General features: G+C 63.3%; 15 protein-coding genes. 5 read left to right on the forward strand and 10 right to left on the reverse strand.

The window, feature by feature from the left end; genetic code table 11:
- The first annotated feature begins 203 nt into the window (after positions 1–203).
- Positions 204–776 carry a TetR/AcrR family transcriptional regulator gene (locus tag I8J29_RS23285; RefSeq protein WP_208849851.1) on the forward strand — a complete coding sequence of 191 codons (573 nt, stop codon included), beginning with the start codon at positions 204–206 and terminating at the stop codon, positions 774–776.
- A 318-nt stretch (positions 777–1,094) separates the two neighbouring features.
- The gene (locus tag I8J29_RS23290; RefSeq protein ID WP_208849852.1) at positions 1,095–2,501 is read left to right on the forward strand and encodes an MFS transporter; all 1,407 of its coding nucleotides are present in this window, start codon (positions 1,095–1,097) and stop codon (positions 2,499–2,501) included.
- 347 nt (positions 2,502–2,848) lie between these two features.
- Here I8J29_RS23290 and I8J29_RS23295 read toward each other — a convergent pair whose 3' ends face one another.
- The 3 genes from I8J29_RS23295 to I8J29_RS23305 form a co-directional block, all read right to left on the reverse strand.
- Entirely contained in the window at positions 2,849–3,442 is a 594-nt protein-coding gene (locus I8J29_RS23295; protein ID WP_208849853.1) for an HD domain-containing protein, read from the reverse strand.
- A gap of 312 nt (positions 3,443–3,754) precedes the next feature.
- The gene (locus I8J29_RS23300; RefSeq protein ID WP_240546430.1) at positions 3,755–5,563 is read right to left on the reverse strand and encodes an ABC transporter ATP-binding protein; all 1,809 of its coding nucleotides are present in this window, start codon (positions 5,561–5,563) and stop codon (positions 3,755–3,757) included.
- Positions 5,564–5,627: 64 nt separating this feature from the next.
- Positions 5,628–7,358 carry an ABC transporter ATP-binding protein gene (locus I8J29_RS23305; RefSeq protein ID WP_208849855.1) on the reverse strand — a complete coding sequence of 577 codons (1,731 nt, stop codon included), beginning with the start codon at positions 7,356–7,358 and terminating at the stop codon, positions 5,628–5,630.
- Positions 7,359–7,646: 288 nt separating this feature from the next.
- Between I8J29_RS23305 and pepT the strand changes: the two genes are divergently transcribed.
- On the forward strand, positions 7,647–8,885 hold the full coding sequence (pepT, locus tag I8J29_RS23310) for a peptidase T (protein ID WP_208849856.1): 1,239 nt from the start codon (positions 7,647–7,649) through the stop codon (positions 8,883–8,885).
- A 275-nt stretch (positions 8,886–9,160) separates the two neighbouring features.
- Here pepT and I8J29_RS23315 read toward each other — a convergent pair whose 3' ends face one another.
- The 7 genes from I8J29_RS23315 to I8J29_RS23345 form a co-directional block, all read right to left on the reverse strand.
- Positions 9,161–10,072 carry a DUF6454 family protein gene (locus I8J29_RS23315; RefSeq protein WP_208849857.1) on the reverse strand — a complete coding sequence of 304 codons (912 nt, stop codon included), beginning with the start codon at positions 10,070–10,072 and terminating at the stop codon, positions 9,161–9,163.
- Positions 10,073–10,148: 76 nt separating this feature from the next.
- Positions 10,149–11,030 (reverse strand): metallophosphoesterase family protein, encoded by an 882-nt coding sequence (locus tag I8J29_RS23320; RefSeq protein ID WP_208849858.1) that lies wholly within the window; start codon positions 11,028–11,030, stop codon positions 10,149–10,151.
- Between the two features lie 18 nt (positions 11,031–11,048).
- Positions 11,049–11,390, reverse strand: a complete 342-nt coding sequence (locus tag I8J29_RS23325) for a DMT family transporter (protein ID WP_090643734.1) — start codon at positions 11,388–11,390, stop codon at positions 11,049–11,051.
- Positions 11,387–12,169 (reverse strand): HAD family hydrolase, encoded by a 783-nt coding sequence (locus I8J29_RS23330; protein ID WP_208849859.1) that lies wholly within the window; start codon positions 12,167–12,169, stop codon positions 11,387–11,389. Before I8J29_RS23330 ends, I8J29_RS23325 begins: the two co-directional genes overlap by 4 nt.
- Before the next feature lie 15 nt (positions 12,170–12,184).
- A complete protein-coding gene (locus I8J29_RS23335) occupies positions 12,185–13,588 on the reverse strand; it encodes an ABC transporter substrate-binding protein (protein WP_208849860.1) in 1,404 nt (467 codons plus the stop codon).
- Positions 13,589–13,774: 186 nt separating this feature from the next.
- Positions 13,775–14,617, reverse strand: a complete 843-nt coding sequence (locus I8J29_RS23340; RefSeq protein WP_208849861.1) for a carbohydrate ABC transporter permease — start codon at positions 14,615–14,617, stop codon at positions 13,775–13,777.
- A 37-nt stretch (positions 14,618–14,654) separates the two neighbouring features.
- On the reverse strand, positions 14,655–15,533 hold the full coding sequence (locus tag I8J29_RS23345) for a carbohydrate ABC transporter permease (protein ID WP_208849862.1): 879 nt from the start codon (positions 15,531–15,533) through the stop codon (positions 14,655–14,657).
- A 185-nt stretch (positions 15,534–15,718) separates the two neighbouring features.
- Between I8J29_RS23345 and I8J29_RS23350 the strand changes: the two genes are divergently transcribed.
- Positions 15,719–16,279, forward strand: coding sequence for a GbsR/MarR family transcriptional regulator (locus I8J29_RS23350; protein WP_208849863.1), 561 nt, complete (start codon positions 15,719–15,721; stop codon positions 16,277–16,279).
- Between the two features lie 420 nt (positions 16,280–16,699).
- Positions 16,700–17,407 carry a GntR family transcriptional regulator gene (locus I8J29_RS23355; protein WP_208849864.1) on the forward strand — a complete coding sequence of 236 codons (708 nt, stop codon included), beginning with the start codon at positions 16,700–16,702 and terminating at the stop codon, positions 17,405–17,407.
- Positions 17,408–17,431 lie beyond the last annotated feature (24 nt).

The following is a 17,431-nucleotide window of genomic DNA, read 5'->3' on the forward strand; positions in this document are numbered from 1 at the left end:
GCATTCGCCTGCTTCGGGAGCATAGGCTTAGCGATTGGTTTGCGTTCACTGGCGTAAGACAGGGAATGCAGCATGCGCCTGCTTCGGGAGCATAGGCTTGGCGATTGGTTTGGACGAACTCTCAAAAAATGATTTGACAGCCGCTTCCTCGATATGGTATTTATTTATTAGTCAATAAATAACCGTAAGGAGCCGCCCACGCCATGACAGCCAAAGAAGAAGCCGCCCAAAACCGCAAAGAACAGATTCTCGACGCCGCCGCGGCGCTGTTCGCGGAGAACGGCTACTACAAGACGACGACCGCCGAAGTCGCCCGATCCGTGGGCGTGACGCAGCCTTACGTCTTTCATTTCTTCAAGTCCAAAGAAGCGCTCTACCTCGCCGTGCTGGACCGTGCCTACCGGCGCATCGTCAACGCTTTCGCCGCCGTGCAGGCGCCGCCCGAGAAGCTGCAGGAGACGATGGGCAAGGCGTTCGTGGACCTGCTTGGGGACCATCGCGACGAAATCCTGCTCGTCATGATGTCGTACACGACGCCCGAAACCGCCGTGCGCGAGTATACCCGCAAGGAATTCGGCACGATCTTCGAACGCGTCAAAGCCCGCTTCGAACAGGCCGGACTCGAAGACGCCGCGGACAAGGCGAGCAACTTCATCGGCCACGGCCTCCTGATCGCCATGTCGGAAACGCTGGACCTGCCGCACCTATGCCGTTGGCGCGACAAGGCTCCCGAGAAGTACGCAACGCTCGAGGACCCGGAATACCCCGGTTCTTGAGTCCATTGTTGAAAGCAGCGGAAATCGCAATCCCGTTGCTTTTTATTAGCCCAACCGCTTATTAATCAATAAATAAATAGCTTAATTTTTTTAGCGCTTTTATTTATTTATCCATAAATTAGCTTTCTTCTCCAAGTCGGCGTCCCATACACTCCTTGGTCAGTCCTCCGTTTCTTATGCCGAAGCCCTGCCGACGCCAATTGACATCTCTTTTTTTATCCGCTTATTTATTTATCCATAAATAAAAATATGCGCAAAAGCAGCCCTGCCTGTCATTATGGATTCAATAATCCACCTCATAAAGGAGTGTTTCGTTCCATGTTCACCTCGTCACGCGTCAAATTGCTCGTCGTCACCTGCGCCGCGCTCTTCATGGCCATGCTCGACAATCTCGTCATCGGGGTCGCGCTCCCCTCCATTCAGGAATCATTCCACGCCGACATGTCCGACCTGGAATGGTTCATGAACGCCTACACGCTCGCCTTCGCCGTCCTGCTCATCCCGTTCAGCGTCCTCGGCGAACGGTTCGGCCGCAAACGCATGTTCCTGACCGGCATCGTCCTGTTCACCCTCGGCTCCGCCATGTCCGGCATCAGCGAAAGCTCGATTCAGCTCATCCTCGCCCGGGCGCTGCAAGGCGTCGGCGGCGCCGCGATCGTGCCGCTCAGCCTGACGCTCGTCAACGGCGCGTTTCCCCCGGACAAACGGGCGGCGGCGCTCGGCATCTGGTCCGGCATTTCCGGGCTCGGCCTCTCCGTCGGCCCGCTCGTCGGCGGCCTCATCGTCAACGGCGCTCCTTGGCAGCTGATCTTCTGGGTCAACGTGCCCGTCGGCATCGTTGCCTTCCTGCTCGGCATGCGCTGGCTTCCGGAAACGCGCGGCGAACGCAAGCCGATCGATCCGCTCGGCATCGCGCTCCTCGGCGCCGGCCTGTTCGGCATCGTCTTCGGTCTGGAACGCGGCAATACCGACGGCTGGAGCTCGGCGACCGTCATTTCCCTGCTGGCCGGAGGCGTCGTGCTCCTCGCGCTGTTCTATCTCTGGGAACGCAGCCGCAAGCAGCCGTTCGTCCAATTCGAGCTGTTCCGCAGTCCGAAATACAGCAGCTTCGTCATCGCGGGCTTCTGGATGAACGCCGGCATCTTCTGCGCCATCTTCCTGCTCACGCTGTTCCTGCAGCAAGCCCAAGGCTTCTCCGCCCTGGAAGCCGGCGTCCGCGAAATGGCCTGGACCGGCTGCACCATGATCGCCGCCCCGCTCGCGGGCCTCGCCGTGGGCAAGCTCGGCACCCGCGCCGTCCTGACGACTGGACTGCTGCTGCAAACCGGCGCCCTGCTCGGGTTCGGCCTGCTCATCGCGAACCTCGGCGTCGACTTCCCGTTCGGCTACATGCTGCCGTTCATGATGATGGCGGGCGCCGGCATGGGGCTCAGCTTCACGCCGCTCTCCCACGGCCTGCTTTCCTCCGTGCCGGAATCCGCCGCGGGCGAAGCCAGCGGCATGAGCAACGCGATGCGGGAGCTCGGCGGCGTGTTCGGCATCGCCATCGGCGGGCTGGTGTTCCAATCCGGCGCCGCCGTCCGGACTCCCGCCGACTTCGGCGATCACATCGTGCCGGCCTTGTTCGCCGGCGCGGCCATGATCGCCATCAGCCTGCTCAGCGTCATCGCCGTCCGCGGCCGGCAGGCTGCCCGCCGCGCGCAAGCCGCGAACGATCCGGCGTAAGCCGGGCCCGCGGACGCGAGGCGCCGCCGCCGATGCGGACGCTCCTCCGGCCTGCGCGGACGCGAGGCGCCGCCGCAGGCAGGCACGCTTCTCCGGCTGCGCCGTCGCCTCGAACACCAACACAAAGAAGCCGAACGCGGTTGCGTTCGGCTTTTTTTGACATGCCAGCCTTGGCGGACGCTAGCCTTGGCTTCCACTAGCCCGGCCTGCGCCCGGCCCCCCAGACCTCCCGGCACAGCCGCAAGTCGGCCCTAGTTTACGCCAAGTTTGGCTTTTACCGGCCTTTTCTTCCATTAGCCCTGGCCTGCGCCCCCGCCCCAGGACCTCCCGGCGCAGCCGCCAGCCGGCTACGGCAGCAAATACCCCTTCGCCACCGCTTCCTCCAGCAAGCTATGGACGAAGCTCTCGAGGCCCGGCGCCGCCTCGGCGACGATCGCCATGCGTTTCCGCACGGCTTCGGCGCGGACGCCGTGCGCCCGCCACGCCTTGCCCTCGGTGTAGAAATTGTGCAAGACCGGATGCAGCCGGTCCATCGCCAAGGCATACTTCGCTTCCGGCGTCCGGCCTTCTTCGAATTCGAGCCACAAGGCCATCCATGCGTCCCGCTGGTCCTCCGGCAGCAGCCCGAAGATTCGCTTGGCCGCGGCGACCTCGCGCTCCCATTTGTCCGCGTGGCCCTGAACGTCGTAGGCGAACGTGTCGCCGGCGTCGATCTCGACCAAATCATGCACGAGCAGCATATGAACGGTCTTCTTCAGGTCGAGCGCCGCGTCCGCCGCGTGCTCCTGCAGCAGCAGCGCCATGACGGCGATGTGCCACGTATGCTCCGCGTCGTTCTCGCGCCGCTCGCCGTTCATCAGGTAGGCTTGGCGCAGCACGTGCTTCAAGCCGTCGATCTCGCGAATGAACGCGATTTGTTTGGTAATCCGTTCGTTTTCCATTGTTTTGATGCTCCCTTTCCGTCATTCGTGCTTTCCAGCATTCGTACGTTCAGTCTTGCCGTTCCTCCATCATACCCCCGCGCGGCAGTAGACGACAGGACATCGGTCCCGCGCAGCCGCCTCGCCCCCCGACCAAAGCCGTGACGCGAGCGAAAAGAGACGTTCCCCAAGCGGCGCCGCCCGGGAAACGTCTCTTTTATCCGTTCAAGGACCGCGATTCCACGCCGTTCCCGCCTAGCCAGCCTACCCATCCTAGCAAGCCTATCCATCCTTGCCAACCTAGCCAGCCCTTAACGCGCCGGCCGCCGACCGTTACCCGCCGCTCAGCACCGCGCCGAACTGGTTCGTGAACATATCGTAGTACACGCCGCGCCGCTCCATCAGCTCGGCGTGCGAGCCGCGCTCCACGATGCTGCCGCGGTCGATGACCATAATCGTGTCCGCGTCGCGGATCGTGTTCAGCCGGTGGGCGATGACGAAGCTGGTGCGGCCCTGCAGCACGCCCTTCAGCGCGTCCTGGATGTGCAGCTCGGTCCGGGTATCGATGCTGCTCGTCGCTTCGTCTAGGATGAGGATCGACGGATCCGCGAGGATGACCCGCGCGATCGCGAGCAGCTGCCGCTGGCCCTGGCTCAGGTTGCTGCCGTTCTCCGCGAGCACGGTGTCGTACCGCTGCGGCAGCCGGCGGATGAACGGCGCCGCGTTCGCCAGCGCCGCCGCCCGCTCCATCTCCGCGTCCGTGGCGTCCGGCTTGCCGTACTTGATGTTCTCCCGGATCGTGCCGGAGAACAGGTACGTGTCCTGCAGCACGATGCCGAACGCCTGCCGCAGGCTGTCCTTCGTGTACGCGCGGATGTCGCGGCCGTCGATCGCGATGGAGCCGCCCGTCACGTCGTAGAACCGGGTCAGCAGGTTGACGATCGTCGTCTTGCCCGCGCCCGTCGGCCCGATCAGCGCGGTGCTCGTGCCCTCCGCCGAATCGAAGCTGACGTCCTGCAGAATCGGCCGGTCCGCGCGGTAGCCGAACGAGACGTTGTCGAACACGACGTGCCCCCGCGGATTCGCGAGCCGGACCGCGCCCGGCGGGTCCGCCGGCTCCTCCTCCTCGTCCAGCACCTCGAACACCCGCTCCGCGCCCGCCACGCCGGACTGCAGCATGTTGAACAGATTCGCCAGGTCGATGAGCGGCCGCACGAACTGCCGGGAATAGCTGAGGAAGCTCGCGATGACCCCTACCGTGATGTGGCCGTTCACCGCCAGCAGCCCGCCGACGATGGCGACGGCCGCGAAGCCGAGGTTGTTAATGACGTTCATGATCGGCATGAGGAAGCCGGAACGGATCTGCGCCTTAGTGCCGACCTCGCACAGCTCCGCGTTGATCGCCTCGAACTCGTCGATCGCCTTCCCTTCGCGGTTGAACGCTTTGACGATCTCGATGCCGGATATCGTCTCCTCGACATGGCCGTTCAGCAGGCCGAGCTTATTCTGCTGATCCTTGAACAGCGGCCCCGTCGAGCGGGCGATCGAGCGGGTCAGGAAGTAAACCGCCGGCACCGTGACGAGGCTCGCGAGCGTCAGCAGCGGACTCAGGACGAGCATCATCACGAGCGCGCCCGCGATGGAGATCGAGCCGGTCATGACCTGCGCGGCCGACTGGGCGACCGTATTGCTCACGTTGTCGATGTCATTGGACATCCGGCTCATCAGGTCGCCGTGCGTCCGCGTGTCGAAGAACCGGACCGGCAGCTTGTGCAGCTTCTCGAATAGCGCCGCGCGCAGCCGGCCGACGATCCGCTGCGAAGCGCCGGCCATCAGCCAGCCCTGCGCGAACGTCAGCCCGCCGTCGGCGACGTAAGAGACGACCATCGCGAGCAGCGCGAGCTCGAGCGCGCCGAAGTCGACGCCCCCCGCGTCCGCGGTCATGGCGTCGATCGCGCGGCCGATCAAGTACGGCGCCGCCAGCATGATGAGCGAATCGACGAGGATGATGACGAAGACGGCCGTCAGCAGCTTCCGCTCGCCGCCGAAATACGACCAGAGGCGCCGGAGCGTCGCCTTCAGGTTCTTCGGCTTGACGACGGGGCCGCCGCGTCCCGGGCGGCCCCGGCCGGCCATGCCCATCGGCGGCGGACCGGGAGGCGCTCCCGCGCCGCCGCCCGCTTGCCCGCTCCGGCTTTCGTCGCGGTCAGACATTCGCCCTCGCCTCCTTGCCGGTCTGCGACCGGTAAATTTCCTGATACGTCCGGCAGGTCCGCATCAGCTCGTCATGCTTGCCGGAGCCCACGATCTCGCCGTTGTCGAGCACGACGATCCGGTCGGCGTCCATGACGGACGTCATGCGCTGCGCGATCAGGAGGCAGGTCAAGCCTTCGGCGTATTCCCGCAGCGCCGCCTTGATGCGCGTCTCGGTCGCCGCGTCGACGGCGCTCGTGCAATCGTCGAGGATCAGAATCGCCGGCTGGCGCACGAGCGCCCGCGCGATGGACAAGCGCTGCTTCTGGCCGCCGGACAGGTTGACGCCGCCTTGGCCGAGCTTCGTGTCGTAGCCGTCGGGAGACGCGGCGATGAATTCATGGGCCTGCGCCATCTTGGCGGCCCGGACCATTTCCTCCTCCGTGGCGTCCTCCTTGCCCCAGAGCAGGTTGTCGCGGATCGTGCCGGTGAACAGCACCGTCTTCTGCGGCACGATCGCGATCCTCTCGCGCAGCCGCTTCGGCTCGACGTCGCGCACGTCCGTCCCGTCGACCTCCACCGTGCCGGCAGCCGCGTCGTAGAAGCGCGGAATGAGGGAGACGAGCGTGGTCTTGCCCGAGCCCGTCGACCCGATGATGCCGATCGTCTCGCCCGGCCGGCAGTCCAGCGTGACGTCGCGCAGCACGGCATCCGTGCCGCCGTACGCGAACGACACGCCCTTGAACGAGACGCTGCCCGCCGCCTGCGGCTTGGCCGCCGCGCCGTCCTTCCAGGTCATGTCGTCGCGCTCCGCGAATACTTCGCCGATCCGCTCCGACGACGCTTTCGCCCGGACGAACAGGTTGAACACGTTGGAGATCATGAGCAGCGAGAACAGGATTTGCGTCATGTAGTTGATGAACGCGATGATATGACCGACCTGCATGTGGCCCTGGTCGACCCGCTGGCCGCCGATCCAGATGACCGCGACGATGCCGAAGTTGACCGTCAGCATGATGCCCGGACTGAAGATGGACATCATCCGCATGGCGCGCGCGGTGATCTCCCGGTACGACCGGTTCACGCCGCCGAATTTGTCCGTCTCGAACTCGAACCGGTTGAACGCCTTGACGACGCGCACGCCGGACAAGTATTCGCGGGAGACGCCGTTCAGCCGGTCGAGCGCCTTCTGCACGCGCGAAAACAGCGGAAAGCCGATCCGCATGTTGCAGACGATCAGGACCGCCACCATCGGCACGACGACGGCGAGCACGACCGACAGCGGCGGATTCAGCCGGATCGCCATGATGAGGCTGCCGAGACAGATGAGCGGCGACTTGACGAAGATCCGCATCAAGCCGTTCGTAAAGTTCTGCAGCTGGGTGACGTCGTTGGTGAGCCGGGTGACGAGAGACGCGCGGTCGAACTTGTCGATGCTCGTGAAGCTCAGCGTCTGAATCTTGCGGAACAGATCCGACCGCAGCTTGGTGCCGAAGTTGAGCGACACGTGGCTGGAGATGACGTTGCGCATCGTGGCGGCCACCGCCCCGAACGCGGTGACGAGCAGCATGTACCCGCCGAAGCGGAAGACGTAGTTCAGGTCCTTGTTCTGCACCCCGACGTCGATGATGCGCGACATGAGCGTCGGCTGCAGCAGGTCGCAAAGCGCTTCCAGCGTCAAAAACAGGATCGCCGCGGCGAACGGCTTGCCGAACCGCCGCAAATATGGACTCAAGTAACGCAAGCGCAGGACTCCCTTGCCGATTGAATGGTCTGCTTCATTCCTACTTTTCGCAATCCGACGTGGCGACTCTTCTTCCGATTCTTCCTCCGGCTTCTTCTTCCGGCGTTCTTCCGATTTTCCTCCCGGACGCCTTCCGGCCTCCCTGCAAAGCCGCTCTTCGTGCTGCCCGCTTCCGCCCCGCTTCCGCGCGGGGACGCCATCCACCGTCTGCCGTGTCCGCTCTTATACTTCTCATTATAACTTGTGGTACGATAGGAAGGAAATGAAACCGCAAAGGAGCGTGCGACCATGAAAGAAGAACTGTTGAACCGATTCACTTCATACATAACGATCGACACCCAATCCGACGACGACAGCGAAACCTGCCCTTCCACCGCGGGCCAATGGGACCTGGCGCGGCATCTCGAGCGCGAGCTGAAGGAGATCGGCCTGACGGAAGTAACCTTGGACGAGAACGGCTACGTCATGGCGACGCTGCCGGCGAACACGGACAACGAAGGCGTGCCGACGATCGGCTTCATCGCCCACATGGACACCGCGACGGACTTCACCGGCGCCGGCGTCAAGCGCCAGGTCGTCGAGAACTACGACGGCGGCGACATCGTGCTGAACCGCGGGCTGAACATCGTGCTCTCGCCGCGCGAGTTCCCGGAGCTGGTCAACTACAAAGGCCAGACGCTCGTCACGACCGACGGCACGACGCTGCTCGGCGCCGACGACAAGGCGGGCATCACCGAGATCGTCACCGCCATGGCGTATCTGGTTCAACGCCCGGAGATCAAGCACGGCCGCATTCGCGTCGCGTTCACGCCGGACGAAGAGATCGGACGCGGCCCGCATAAGTTCGACGTCGCCGCCTTCGGCGCGGACTTCGCCTACACGATGGACGGCGGCCCGCTCGGCGAGCTGGAGTACGAGAGCTTCAACGCCGCCCAGGCGGTCCTGACGTTCAAGGGCGTCAACGTGCATCCCGGCACGGCGAAGGGCAAGATGATCCATTCCGCCAAAATCGCCATGGCGTTCCACGACCGCCTGCCCGCGGGCGAAGCGCCGGAGTTTACCGAGGGGTACGAAGGGTTCTACCATCTGATCTCGTTTCAGGGCAACACGGAGCAGACGAAGCTCGTCTACATCATCCGCGACCACGACAAGGAGCTCTTCGCGCACCGCAAGGCGACCGTCGAAGCGATCGCGGGCGAGTTCCGCCAGACGTACGGCGAGGACCGCATCGTGCTTGAGCTGAAGGACCAGTACTACAACATGCGCGAGAAAATCGAGCCGGTCAAATACATCGTCGACATCGCCCACGAAGCGATGACGAACCTCGGCATCGCGCCGATCGTCAAAGCGATCCGCGGCGGCACGGACGGCTCCCAGCTGTCGTACATGGGCCTGCCGACGCCGAATATTTTCGCCGGCGGGGAGAACTTCCACGGCAAGTTCGAATACGTCTCCCTCGAGACGATGCAGAAGGCGACGGAGGTCATCGTGGAAATCGCGAAGCTGGTGGAGCGGCGCGGCCAATAGCGAAAACGGCACCGCCGGCGACGTACGTCGCGAGCGGCGAACGTGTATGGCCGGTGCGCGGCGCAACCGGCGAACGCGCATGGCCGGCGAACGGCGGACGCGCGGCGCAACCGGCGGACGCGGCGAACGGCGCGTCCGGCGCACGCGTAAGGCCGAGCGGCGGACGCGCGTCAAGACCGTGCCTTGGGCACCATACACGCCATACATGCCACTAAAGCCATACAAGCAAAAAAAGATGCCGGGTCGCCCCCGGCATCTTTTATTTCGTTTCACGCCTATCCTGCCGAGCCGCCGCTTGCCGGCGGCTCTTCGCCTTCGCCGTCCGGCTCCAAGCGCTCGCTCTCGTACATCAGCAGCGCCCCGCGGCCGTCGTCCGGCACCGCGTACAGCCGGAGCCGATCCCCCGCGCGCTCCAGGAAGACCGGGTTGCGCGTCAGCACGTGGCCCCCGGGCGAATATAACGCGACCGGCACCTCATGGACCGCCGCGAGCGTATCCAAGTCGACCAGCGCCAGGCCGCCCAGCTCGTACGGCGCGGAGCCGCCCTCCGCGGGACCCGGCGCCGGCAGCTCGGCGATGCCGCTCAGGAGCAGCTGCCCGCCGCCCGCGTAATGGCCGTCCTGGTAGTCGACGAAGTGGCTGCCGTTGGCTTTCGCGCGCAGCAGCCGCCCCGTCCGGTCCCACTCGTAGAAGACGCGCGAGCCCCAGCTGTAGCCGACGAGCCGGCCGCTTCGGCCGTCGCAGGCCACGCCGCCGACGTGGTCCGGCACGCGGAACGCTTCCTCCGCCTCCAGCGTGCGCGGATCGACGCGGTAGACGATCGCCCGGCTGTGCGGCCGGTATTCGGCGACCGGCACCCACAGGCTTTCGCCGTCGTAGTCGAGGCCGCCCGGATGGTACTGGTCGCCCTCGCCGAGCGTCGTCTCCCGCACGAGCCGCCCCGCGCCGTCGAAGACGAACAGGCGGCCGATTCCCTTGCCCGGCGAACGGTCGTGACCGTCCGCCCGGTTCGCCTCGCGAACGGGGGCCTCGGTCAGCTCGACCGAGGACAAGTAATACAGATCGCCGATCCGGATCATGCCTTGGGCGTGGCCGTTGTCGAACTGCAGGCCGATCTCGGCCCGCTTCTCCCAAGCCGTGCCGCGCGTCAGCTTCCGGAACAACGCGGTCAGCCGCGGATCCTCCATAGCGTCAATCCTCCCGATGTCGTATGTGCATGCATGCCTCGTTCGCCACCATTATAACCCGGCCGCGGCCGCGCGCCTACGCCCGCGGATACGCCAATTCGTACCGCGCGCCCGCGATCCAGGCGCCACGCTCGAAGTCCCGGCCGCGCACGACGACGCGGCCGCGGTACACCTCGACGTCGTAGCCTTGGCTGCCTTCCTTGCGCTCGTCCGCGTCCGTCCACAGGTACGCGACCGAAGCGGCGTTGAACATCGGCGGCAGCGCCTCGTCCCCCGCGAAGTGGTTATGGGCCGCTTCCATCTCCCAATGCGTATGCCCCGTGAACAAAATCGCGCCGCCGCGATGCTTGGCGAGCACCGCCTTCAGCTCCGCGTCCTGCACGACGCCGTGCCAGTTTTGCCCCGTCCGGGAGCCGGCTACGGTGTCCAGCAAGGGCTGATGCAGGAAGACGAACGCGGGCAGCCGCGAAGACGCGCCCTCGTCCAGCTTCGCCGCGAGCCAGGCGAGCTGCTCGCCGGACAGCGACGCGTGCAGCTCGTGGTTCGTCTCGGTGCCGAGGAAAATAAAATGAACCCCTTCGATCCAATGATCGTGATACGGCGCGGGCATCTCCGTCGCGGACAAGAAGTTCGCGATGCGGGATTCCCAGACGCCGAAGCGAACGTCGTGGTTCCCCGTCGTCAGCCGCAGCTCGGGCAGCCGCGCCCGGTGCGCGTCCCAGATATGCCGAAACGCGGCGTATTCGTCCGGGAAGCCGTGATCGGTTACGTCCCCGACGTGCATGATGCCGGCGCTGTCCGGCGCCGTCGCGGCGATATCCGCCAGCGCCCGCGCCAGGCGGCGGTTATAGAGATGATCTCCGTCCGCACGGACATGCGTATCCGTGATGACCTGAAACCGGAGCAGCCGCTCCTCGGACCGCGCGTCTCCTTTCGCTTCCGGACCGTTCGCTTCCATCGTTCCGCTCCCCCTTCGTTAATGCCCGTTTTGACTTATATTCAAGCCGATGACCCCGGCGACGATCACGCCGATCCAGAGCAGCGAGGACATCGGCAGCTTTTCCCCGAACACGAAATACCCGGCGATCGCGATGAGCACGATCCCGACGCCCGACCACACCGCGTATACCAAGCTGACTTCCAAGTAGCCGAGCGCGAAATTCAGCAGCGTAAAGCTCGCTCCGTAAAACAAAAACATCAACACGGAAGGCACGACGCGGGTAAAGCTCTCCGATAGCTTCATGGACACGGTGCCGGACAGCTCAAGCGCGATCGCGAGGCCCAGCAGCAGCCACCCCATGCCGTTTCCCCCTCTCATGATTCGCCTTCCAGGACGGCAAGCTCGCCGTAGGAGACGATTATCGCGTCCGCGTCCGCCAGCAGCTCCGCGCCCGCGCCGTCCGGACCCGCAATGCCGATCGCCAGCGCCGCGCCGGCCGCCTTGGCCATGCGCATGTCGCCGTTCGTATCGCCGATGACCGCGACCCGCGAACAGGGCAGCCCCAGCTTCCCGCACGCCAGCTCGACCATATCCGGAAACGGCTTGCCGCGTTCCGTCCGGTCCGCCCCGATGCAGACGTCGAAATAATGCCCGAAGCCCAGCCAGCCGAGATGCTCGAGCGCCGTCTCCGTCTCGTCCGCCGTCACGACGCCGAGCGCGAGGCCGGCGCGGCGGCATTGCGCCAGGAACGCGGCGACGCCTTCCAGCGGCTTCACCGTCCGGCCCTGCGCCAGCCGCTCGTTGGCGTACGAGGCGCATTCCCGGGCGAGCACCTTCGCCTCGGCCCAAGAAAGTCCCGACCGGTAGCCCTGCCACGTCAGCACCGCCAGCAATTCGCCGACCGTCCCCATCGCGAGCGGTCCGTTGCGGTCGTAATCCGTCATCTCCCCGTCCGCCGAGCGGCGGGTTCCCCATAATGTGTCCGAATCCACTTCGATCGGCCGCAGTTTCCTCGCTTCAAGCTCATGGGAGAACCGGGCGAGCAGCTGCTCGCTCCAGTTCCCCCACGTGTACACAAAGTCCAGCAGCGTGCCGTCTTTGTCGAACAAAATCGCTTGAACCGGAACCTCTGCGCCCGCTGCGCGCAATAGCGCCATGCGCGGGCCCTCCTTTTACTTGTTCAGTTTGTCCATCTCTCGCTGCGCCGTCTCCTTGGCTTCCTTCAGGACCTTCTCCGCCGGCTCGCCCGAGATTTGCAGCTTGTCCGCCGCGACCTTGAGCGCGTCGGTGATTTTGCCGCCGGTCGGATCCTGGAACGGCTTGGACGCGTGCGCCGCCTGCTTGAGCGGAATCGTGCTCTGCGGATTCGCCTTGCTGAACTCGACGAACGCCGGATCGTCCAGCGCGGACTGACGTACCGCGATATACCCAGTGTTCATCGACCAGAACGCCGTGTTCTCCGGGCTCATGAAGAACGCGAACCATTCCAGCGCCGCCTTCTGCTGCTCCGGGCTCGCCTTCGCCGGAATGCCCGCGAGGATCGCCTGCGCGACCGGCTTGCCCGGGCCCGCGCCTTCCCAGCCCGGCTGCTCTATCGCCGCCAGCTGCGTGAAGTCCAGGTCGCCTTGGTCGCCGCTCGAGCCGGTGTAGCCGGCCGCTTGGCCCTTCATGACGTCGTCGATCGTCTGGTACCAATATTCCCAGCCTTGGCCGCCGGAGTGGATGCGCATCGTCTTGTCGTCGAAGATCGTCTTGCGGAAGAAGTCCCACGTCGAGATCCATTCCGGCGAGTCGATCAGGACCGTCTTGCCGTCGTCGCTCAGGATCTTGCCGCCCTTGCCGTAGGCGGCGTCGATCATGTTGTCCGCGCCCCACATCGGCTCCCAGCCGTAGAACGTCGTCTTGCCGCCGCTCTTGACCGCCATCTTGTCCGCCGCCTTCGCCAGCGCTTCCCACGTGGTCAGCTCTTCGGGCTTGATGCCGCTCTTCTCGAGCGCGTCCTTGCGGTAGTACATGACCTGCGTCGTGCCGTACATCGGCAGGAAATACTGCTTGCCGTCGACCTGGCCCTGCTCGAGGAAGGTCGGGACGACGTCGTCCTTATTGAAGTCCGGCAGCGCGGCGAGCAGATCGTCGATCGGGGCGTAATAGCCCTTGCGCGCCCAGTCGACGTTGGAGGACAGGACGGCGGCCGGCACGTCGCCCGACGCGATCGCGGCCTGCAGCTTCTTCTCCGTCTCGCTGTAGTCGGCCTGCACGACCGGCTTCACGATGACGTCCTGCTGGGACGCGTTGAACTTGTCGATCAGCTTCTGCATGTTCTCGCCCAGCTTGCCGCCGAGCCCGTACCAGAATTCGATCGTGACCGGTTCCTTGGCCGGCTCGGCCGCGTTCCCGGCGGAAGCGTCCGCCGACTCGTTCGCCGGCTGCGCGTTCGCCGCGTTGTTCGCGGGCTCCTGGCCGTTCGAGCCGGCCGCGCTGCCGTTCCCGTTCCCGCTCCCGGCCGCGCCGCATGCCGTCAGCACCAGAAAAGACGTTAACAAAAGACCCGCCGCTGTTGATTTCATCGTCACCATGTTCATTTCCTCCACCTTTTCTTTTTTTTTCGAATTCAATGTCCGTTTCCCTTTTGCTTGCCTCTCTTGCTCTCGGGTTCGCCGCTTGTTTCCGCTTGCTATCGAACCTATCCTTTGCTTTCCGACTCTAGCTTTTGCTTTCCGACCTTAGCCCTTGCTTTCCGATTCTAGCTTTGCTTTTCGATTCTAGCCTTTGCTGGCGCCCGCCGACAGGTTGACGCTCTGGATGATCGTCTTTTGCGTCAGCACGAAGATGACCAGGAGCGGCGCGATCGTGAACGCGCTGGCCGCCATGATGAGCGGCCATTTCAATCCGTACGCACCCCCTTCCACGAAGAAGCTCCGCAGTCCGGCCGACACGAGCTGCAAATTCGGATCCTTCGTGATGAGCATCGGCCAGAAGTAGTTGTTGTACTGCTCGATGAACGTGATGAGCGCCAGGACGGCGAAGGACGCCCGGGTCAGCGGAATGAGCACGGTCCACAAAATGCGGACATGCGACGCTCCGTCGATCTGGCCGGCCTCGACCATCTCGTGCGACACCTGCAGGAACGATTGCCGGATCAGGAAGATCGAGAAAATGCTCACGCAGTTCGACAGGATCAATCCGCCGTACGTGTTCAGCAGATGCAGCTTCCCGAGAATGATGTAGCCGGGCAAATACACCGCCGTCGCCGGAATCATGTAGCCGATCAGAATGAGCGAGGTGAACGCGCCCTTCAGGCGGAATTTCATGTGCGTGAGCGCGTACGCCATCATCCCCGAGTTGACGACTTGGATCGCGACGATCGCGGCGGCGACGAAAATGCTGTTGCCCATGTACCGGGCGAACGGCGCGGCGGCCCAGGCGTCGCGGAAGTTGCTCCACATCGGGTCGTGCGGCCACAGGGTCGGGGGAAATCGAAAGATTTCGTCGTTCGTTTTGAGCGCGCTCGTGACCATCCAGTAGAACGGAAACGCCATGAGCAGCGCCAGCGCGGCAACGATCAGGTAATGCGCGGAAGCGCCCAGCTTCCTCCAAGCCGACATGCGAATGCTCCTCTCCTGTCCGAAAGTCGGATTAATCCTAATAATGAACGGCTCTGCGGCCGGCCAGGCCTGAAGCGAGCGACAGCAGCGCGCAGCCCGCGACCAGCGTGATCGCGACGGCGGACGCTTGTCCGATCTGGAACGACGTGAAGGCCGACTGGTAGTATAGATAGAGCAGCGTGCGCGTGGATCCGGCCGGGCCGCCCTGGGTCAGGACGTTGATCTGGTCGTACGCCTGCAGCGCCTGCACCATCTGCACGATGATCAGGAAGAACGTCGTCGGCGAGATCAGCGGCAGCGTCACGTGCGCGAATTTGCGCCAGGCGCCCGCCCCGTCCAGCTCCGCCGCTTCCTTCAGATCGGTCGGGACATTGCGGATCGCCACCAGGTAGAACACCATGGCCCAGCCCGCCGATTTCCAGACGGTCACGAGCAGCACCCCGACGAGCGCCCAGTGCGAATCCTCCAGCCAGCGAAGGCCGCCGCCCCCGAACGCCTTCAGCACGCTGTTGGCCAGCCCGACCTCCGGCTCGAAAATCCAGGACCAGACGATCGACACCGCGACCGTCGGCGTGACCCAGGGCGAGAAGATCAGCGTGCGGTACACGGCGCCTCCCTTCAACTTGCTCGTGAGCAGCAGGGCGAGGCCGAGGCCGATCGCGATGATCGGCAGCACGCTGCCGAGACAGAACAGCACGGACACGCGGAGCGACTGGTAGAACGCCGGGTCGGCGAACAGCCCGCCGTAATTGTCCAGCCCCACGAACGTCTTGGCCGGGCTCATGAAGTCCCACTCCATGAAGCTTAGGTACACGACGTACGCGAGCGGGAAGAACCAGAACAGCGCGAGCGGAATCATCGCGGGCAGCGTGAACAGCAGGGCCTTGCCCTCGGAGATAAAATATTTTTTTCGCATACAAACCTCCAATCGTTCAATAAATTTTTAACAATTTGCAGAATAATGGCGGTTACTCGAAATAATCGTATTATGTTCAAAAATTATTGTACGTTAAGTTTTTGCAAGAAAGGTTATCCCAGCGTGAAATCGGGTTGAATTTTATGTAAAATGCAGGGTAGAGACGAATGGCTGGAGGAGGAACGATGAAGAAAGATACGGCAGGCAGATTGAACGATCCGGCCACGTCCCGCGAGCAGCTTCGGGCCAAAGTCATCGACGCCATCGCGCAGACGATGGATTTGTACGGCGTCAACTACACCTTCGGGCAGCTGTACGGCATCATGTTTTTCGAGGACCGGCCCATGACCCTGGAGGAAATGCAGGCGGACATGAAGATGAGCAAGAGCAACATGAGCTACGCCGTCCGCTCGCTGATCGAATCCAAGATGGTGTCCAAGCTTAAGGAGAAAGACGCGCGAAAAGACCTCTATGCGGCGGAGACGAACTTCTTCAAGGCGTTCCAGTCCTTCTTCACGACGAAGCTGCAGCGCGAGATCGACGTCATGAAGCACGCGATCGAGGAGGTCATCCCCTCCTTGTGTGAAACGATCCTGGAGCTGAACACCTCGGACGAGGAACGGAAGCTCTGTCTGGAGGATCTGCACAAGCTGAAGCACGCGTTAAGCTACTACGAATGGCTCCAGCAGTTCGTGAACGACCTGGAGGCGGGCGTTTATTTCGACGGGCGCCAGGAGTCCCGGTAACCCCGTTCGCGAAGCGCGCGAATCGATCGGCATCCCATCCGCGCGATGCGTGTCGCCATTCTTCAAAAAAAAACCAAGAGCCCTCGCTCGATCAACCAAGGCGAGGGCTCTTTGATTTGAGGACCGTGTCGAAGATGCCCTCGGCCGAAGCGCCGGTCCGAAATCCCGCTCCGAATTGTTCTAGACCAATTTACGCCTCGCATAGCCGCTACGTTCAATGAATCCGCCTTTATATTCGGCGTTTCGGGCTTTCCGCCCAAGAAATCCTGAACATTGATCTAGACCAATTAATCGAAGCTTAACCTGCCGTTAGCATTCGCCGCACGTTGTTTTATTCCCGACTAACATTCGCTGCCTATGCTGGTAGCAGGCCGAGCTTCCTCGGTTGTGGCCACGACAAAGGAACGAATGGAGCCCGCGATGGTAAACCGTTACGCAGAGATTTGCGCGATCCTCGGCAAAGAAATCGACCAAGGACTCTTCCTGGAAGGCGAACGGCTGCCCACGGAGAGGGAGCTGAGCGACCGCTTCGGCGTCAGCCGCGAGACGATCCGCAGATCGCTGAAGCAATTAATCGAGCTTGGACGCGTCCATGGCATCCAAGGCTCGGGTTATTACGTCCGCCGCCATGGTCGGCACATGAAAAGCACGATTAACCGCTTTTCCAGCATTACCGAGCTGATCCGCAACGCCAATTTGACCGAGGGCGATCTGGAAGTGCAGATTTTCAAACGCAAACCCGACGCGCAGGAGATCCAACTGCTCGATCTCGGCAGCCAAGACGTCGTCTTCGTCATCGACCGAATAAGAACTGCCGACCGCGAGCCGGTGGTGTACTCCAAAAACATCCTGCCCCAAAGCATCGTCGGGGTCGATTTCCCGGAGAAGTTCGAGCCGGGCTCCCTGACGAAATGCTTGAGCCAGAAGTACGGCATTACGGTCGCGGAAGCGCTGATGGAGCTCTGCGCCGTGACCGACGAGGACATGCTGCCCTATCGGCTGAAAGCGAGCAATCCCCCCTTGCTTAAATTCATCCAAGTGCATTATGACGCCAAGGGGGCGCCGATCTTTCTTTCGTACGATTTCATGCGCAACGACAAGATCCGGTTCTTCGTCAGGCGCACCTGAATCGTCCCGTTCGGACCGCCCCGG

The organism is Paenibacillus artemisiicola (assembly GCF_017652985.1).
Classification (GTDB): domain Bacteria; phylum Bacillota; class Bacilli; order Paenibacillales; family Paenibacillaceae; genus Paenibacillus_Z; species Paenibacillus_Z artemisiicola.

Bases quoted from the DNA above. Each gene is read 5' to 3' on its own strand.
- I8J29_RS23285 (WP_208849851.1), top strand. From the start codon at position 204: ATGACAGCCAAAGAAGAAGCCGCCCAAAACCGCAAAGAACAGATTCTC.
- I8J29_RS23290 (WP_208849852.1), top strand. From the start codon at position 1,095: ATGTTCACCTCGTCACGCGTCAAATTGCTCGTCGTCACCTGCGCCGCG.
- I8J29_RS23295 (WP_208849853.1), bottom strand. From the start codon at position 3,442: ATGGAAAACGAACGGATTACCAAACAAATCGCGTTCATTCGCGAGATC.
- I8J29_RS23300 (WP_240546430.1), bottom strand. From the start codon at position 5,563: ATGGGCATGGCCGGCCGGGGCCGCCCGGGACGCGGCGGCCCCGTCGTC.
- pepT (WP_208849856.1), top strand. From the start codon at position 7,647: ATGAAAGAAGAACTGTTGAACCGATTCACTTCATACATAACGATCGAC.
- I8J29_RS23315 (WP_208849857.1), bottom strand. From the start codon at position 10,072: ATGGAGGATCCGCGGCTGACCGCGTTGTTCCGGAAGCTGACGCGCGGC.
- I8J29_RS23320 (WP_208849858.1), bottom strand. From the start codon at position 11,030: ATGGAAGCGAACGGTCCGGAAGCGAAAGGAGACGCGCGGTCCGAGGAG.
- I8J29_RS23325 (WP_090643734.1), bottom strand. From the start codon at position 11,390: ATGAGAGGGGGAAACGGCATGGGGTGGCTGCTGCTGGGCCTCGCGATC.
- I8J29_RS23330 (WP_208849859.1), bottom strand. From the start codon at position 12,169: ATGGCGCTATTGCGCGCAGCGGGCGCAGAGGTTCCGGTTCAAGCGATT.
- I8J29_RS23335 (WP_208849860.1), bottom strand. From the start codon at position 13,588: ATGGTGACGATGAAATCAACAGCGGCGGGTCTTTTGTTAACGTCTTTT.
- I8J29_RS23340 (WP_208849861.1), bottom strand. From the start codon at position 14,617: ATGTCGGCTTGGAGGAAGCTGGGCGCTTCCGCGCATTACCTGATCGTT.
- I8J29_RS23345 (WP_208849862.1), bottom strand. From the start codon at position 15,533: ATGCGAAAAAAATATTTTATCTCCGAGGGCAAGGCCCTGCTGTTCACG.
- I8J29_RS23350 (WP_208849863.1), top strand. From the start codon at position 15,719: ATGAAGAAAGATACGGCAGGCAGATTGAACGATCCGGCCACGTCCCGC.
- I8J29_RS23355 (WP_208849864.1), top strand. From the start codon at position 16,700: ATGGTAAACCGTTACGCAGAGATTTGCGCGATCCTCGGCAAAGAAATC.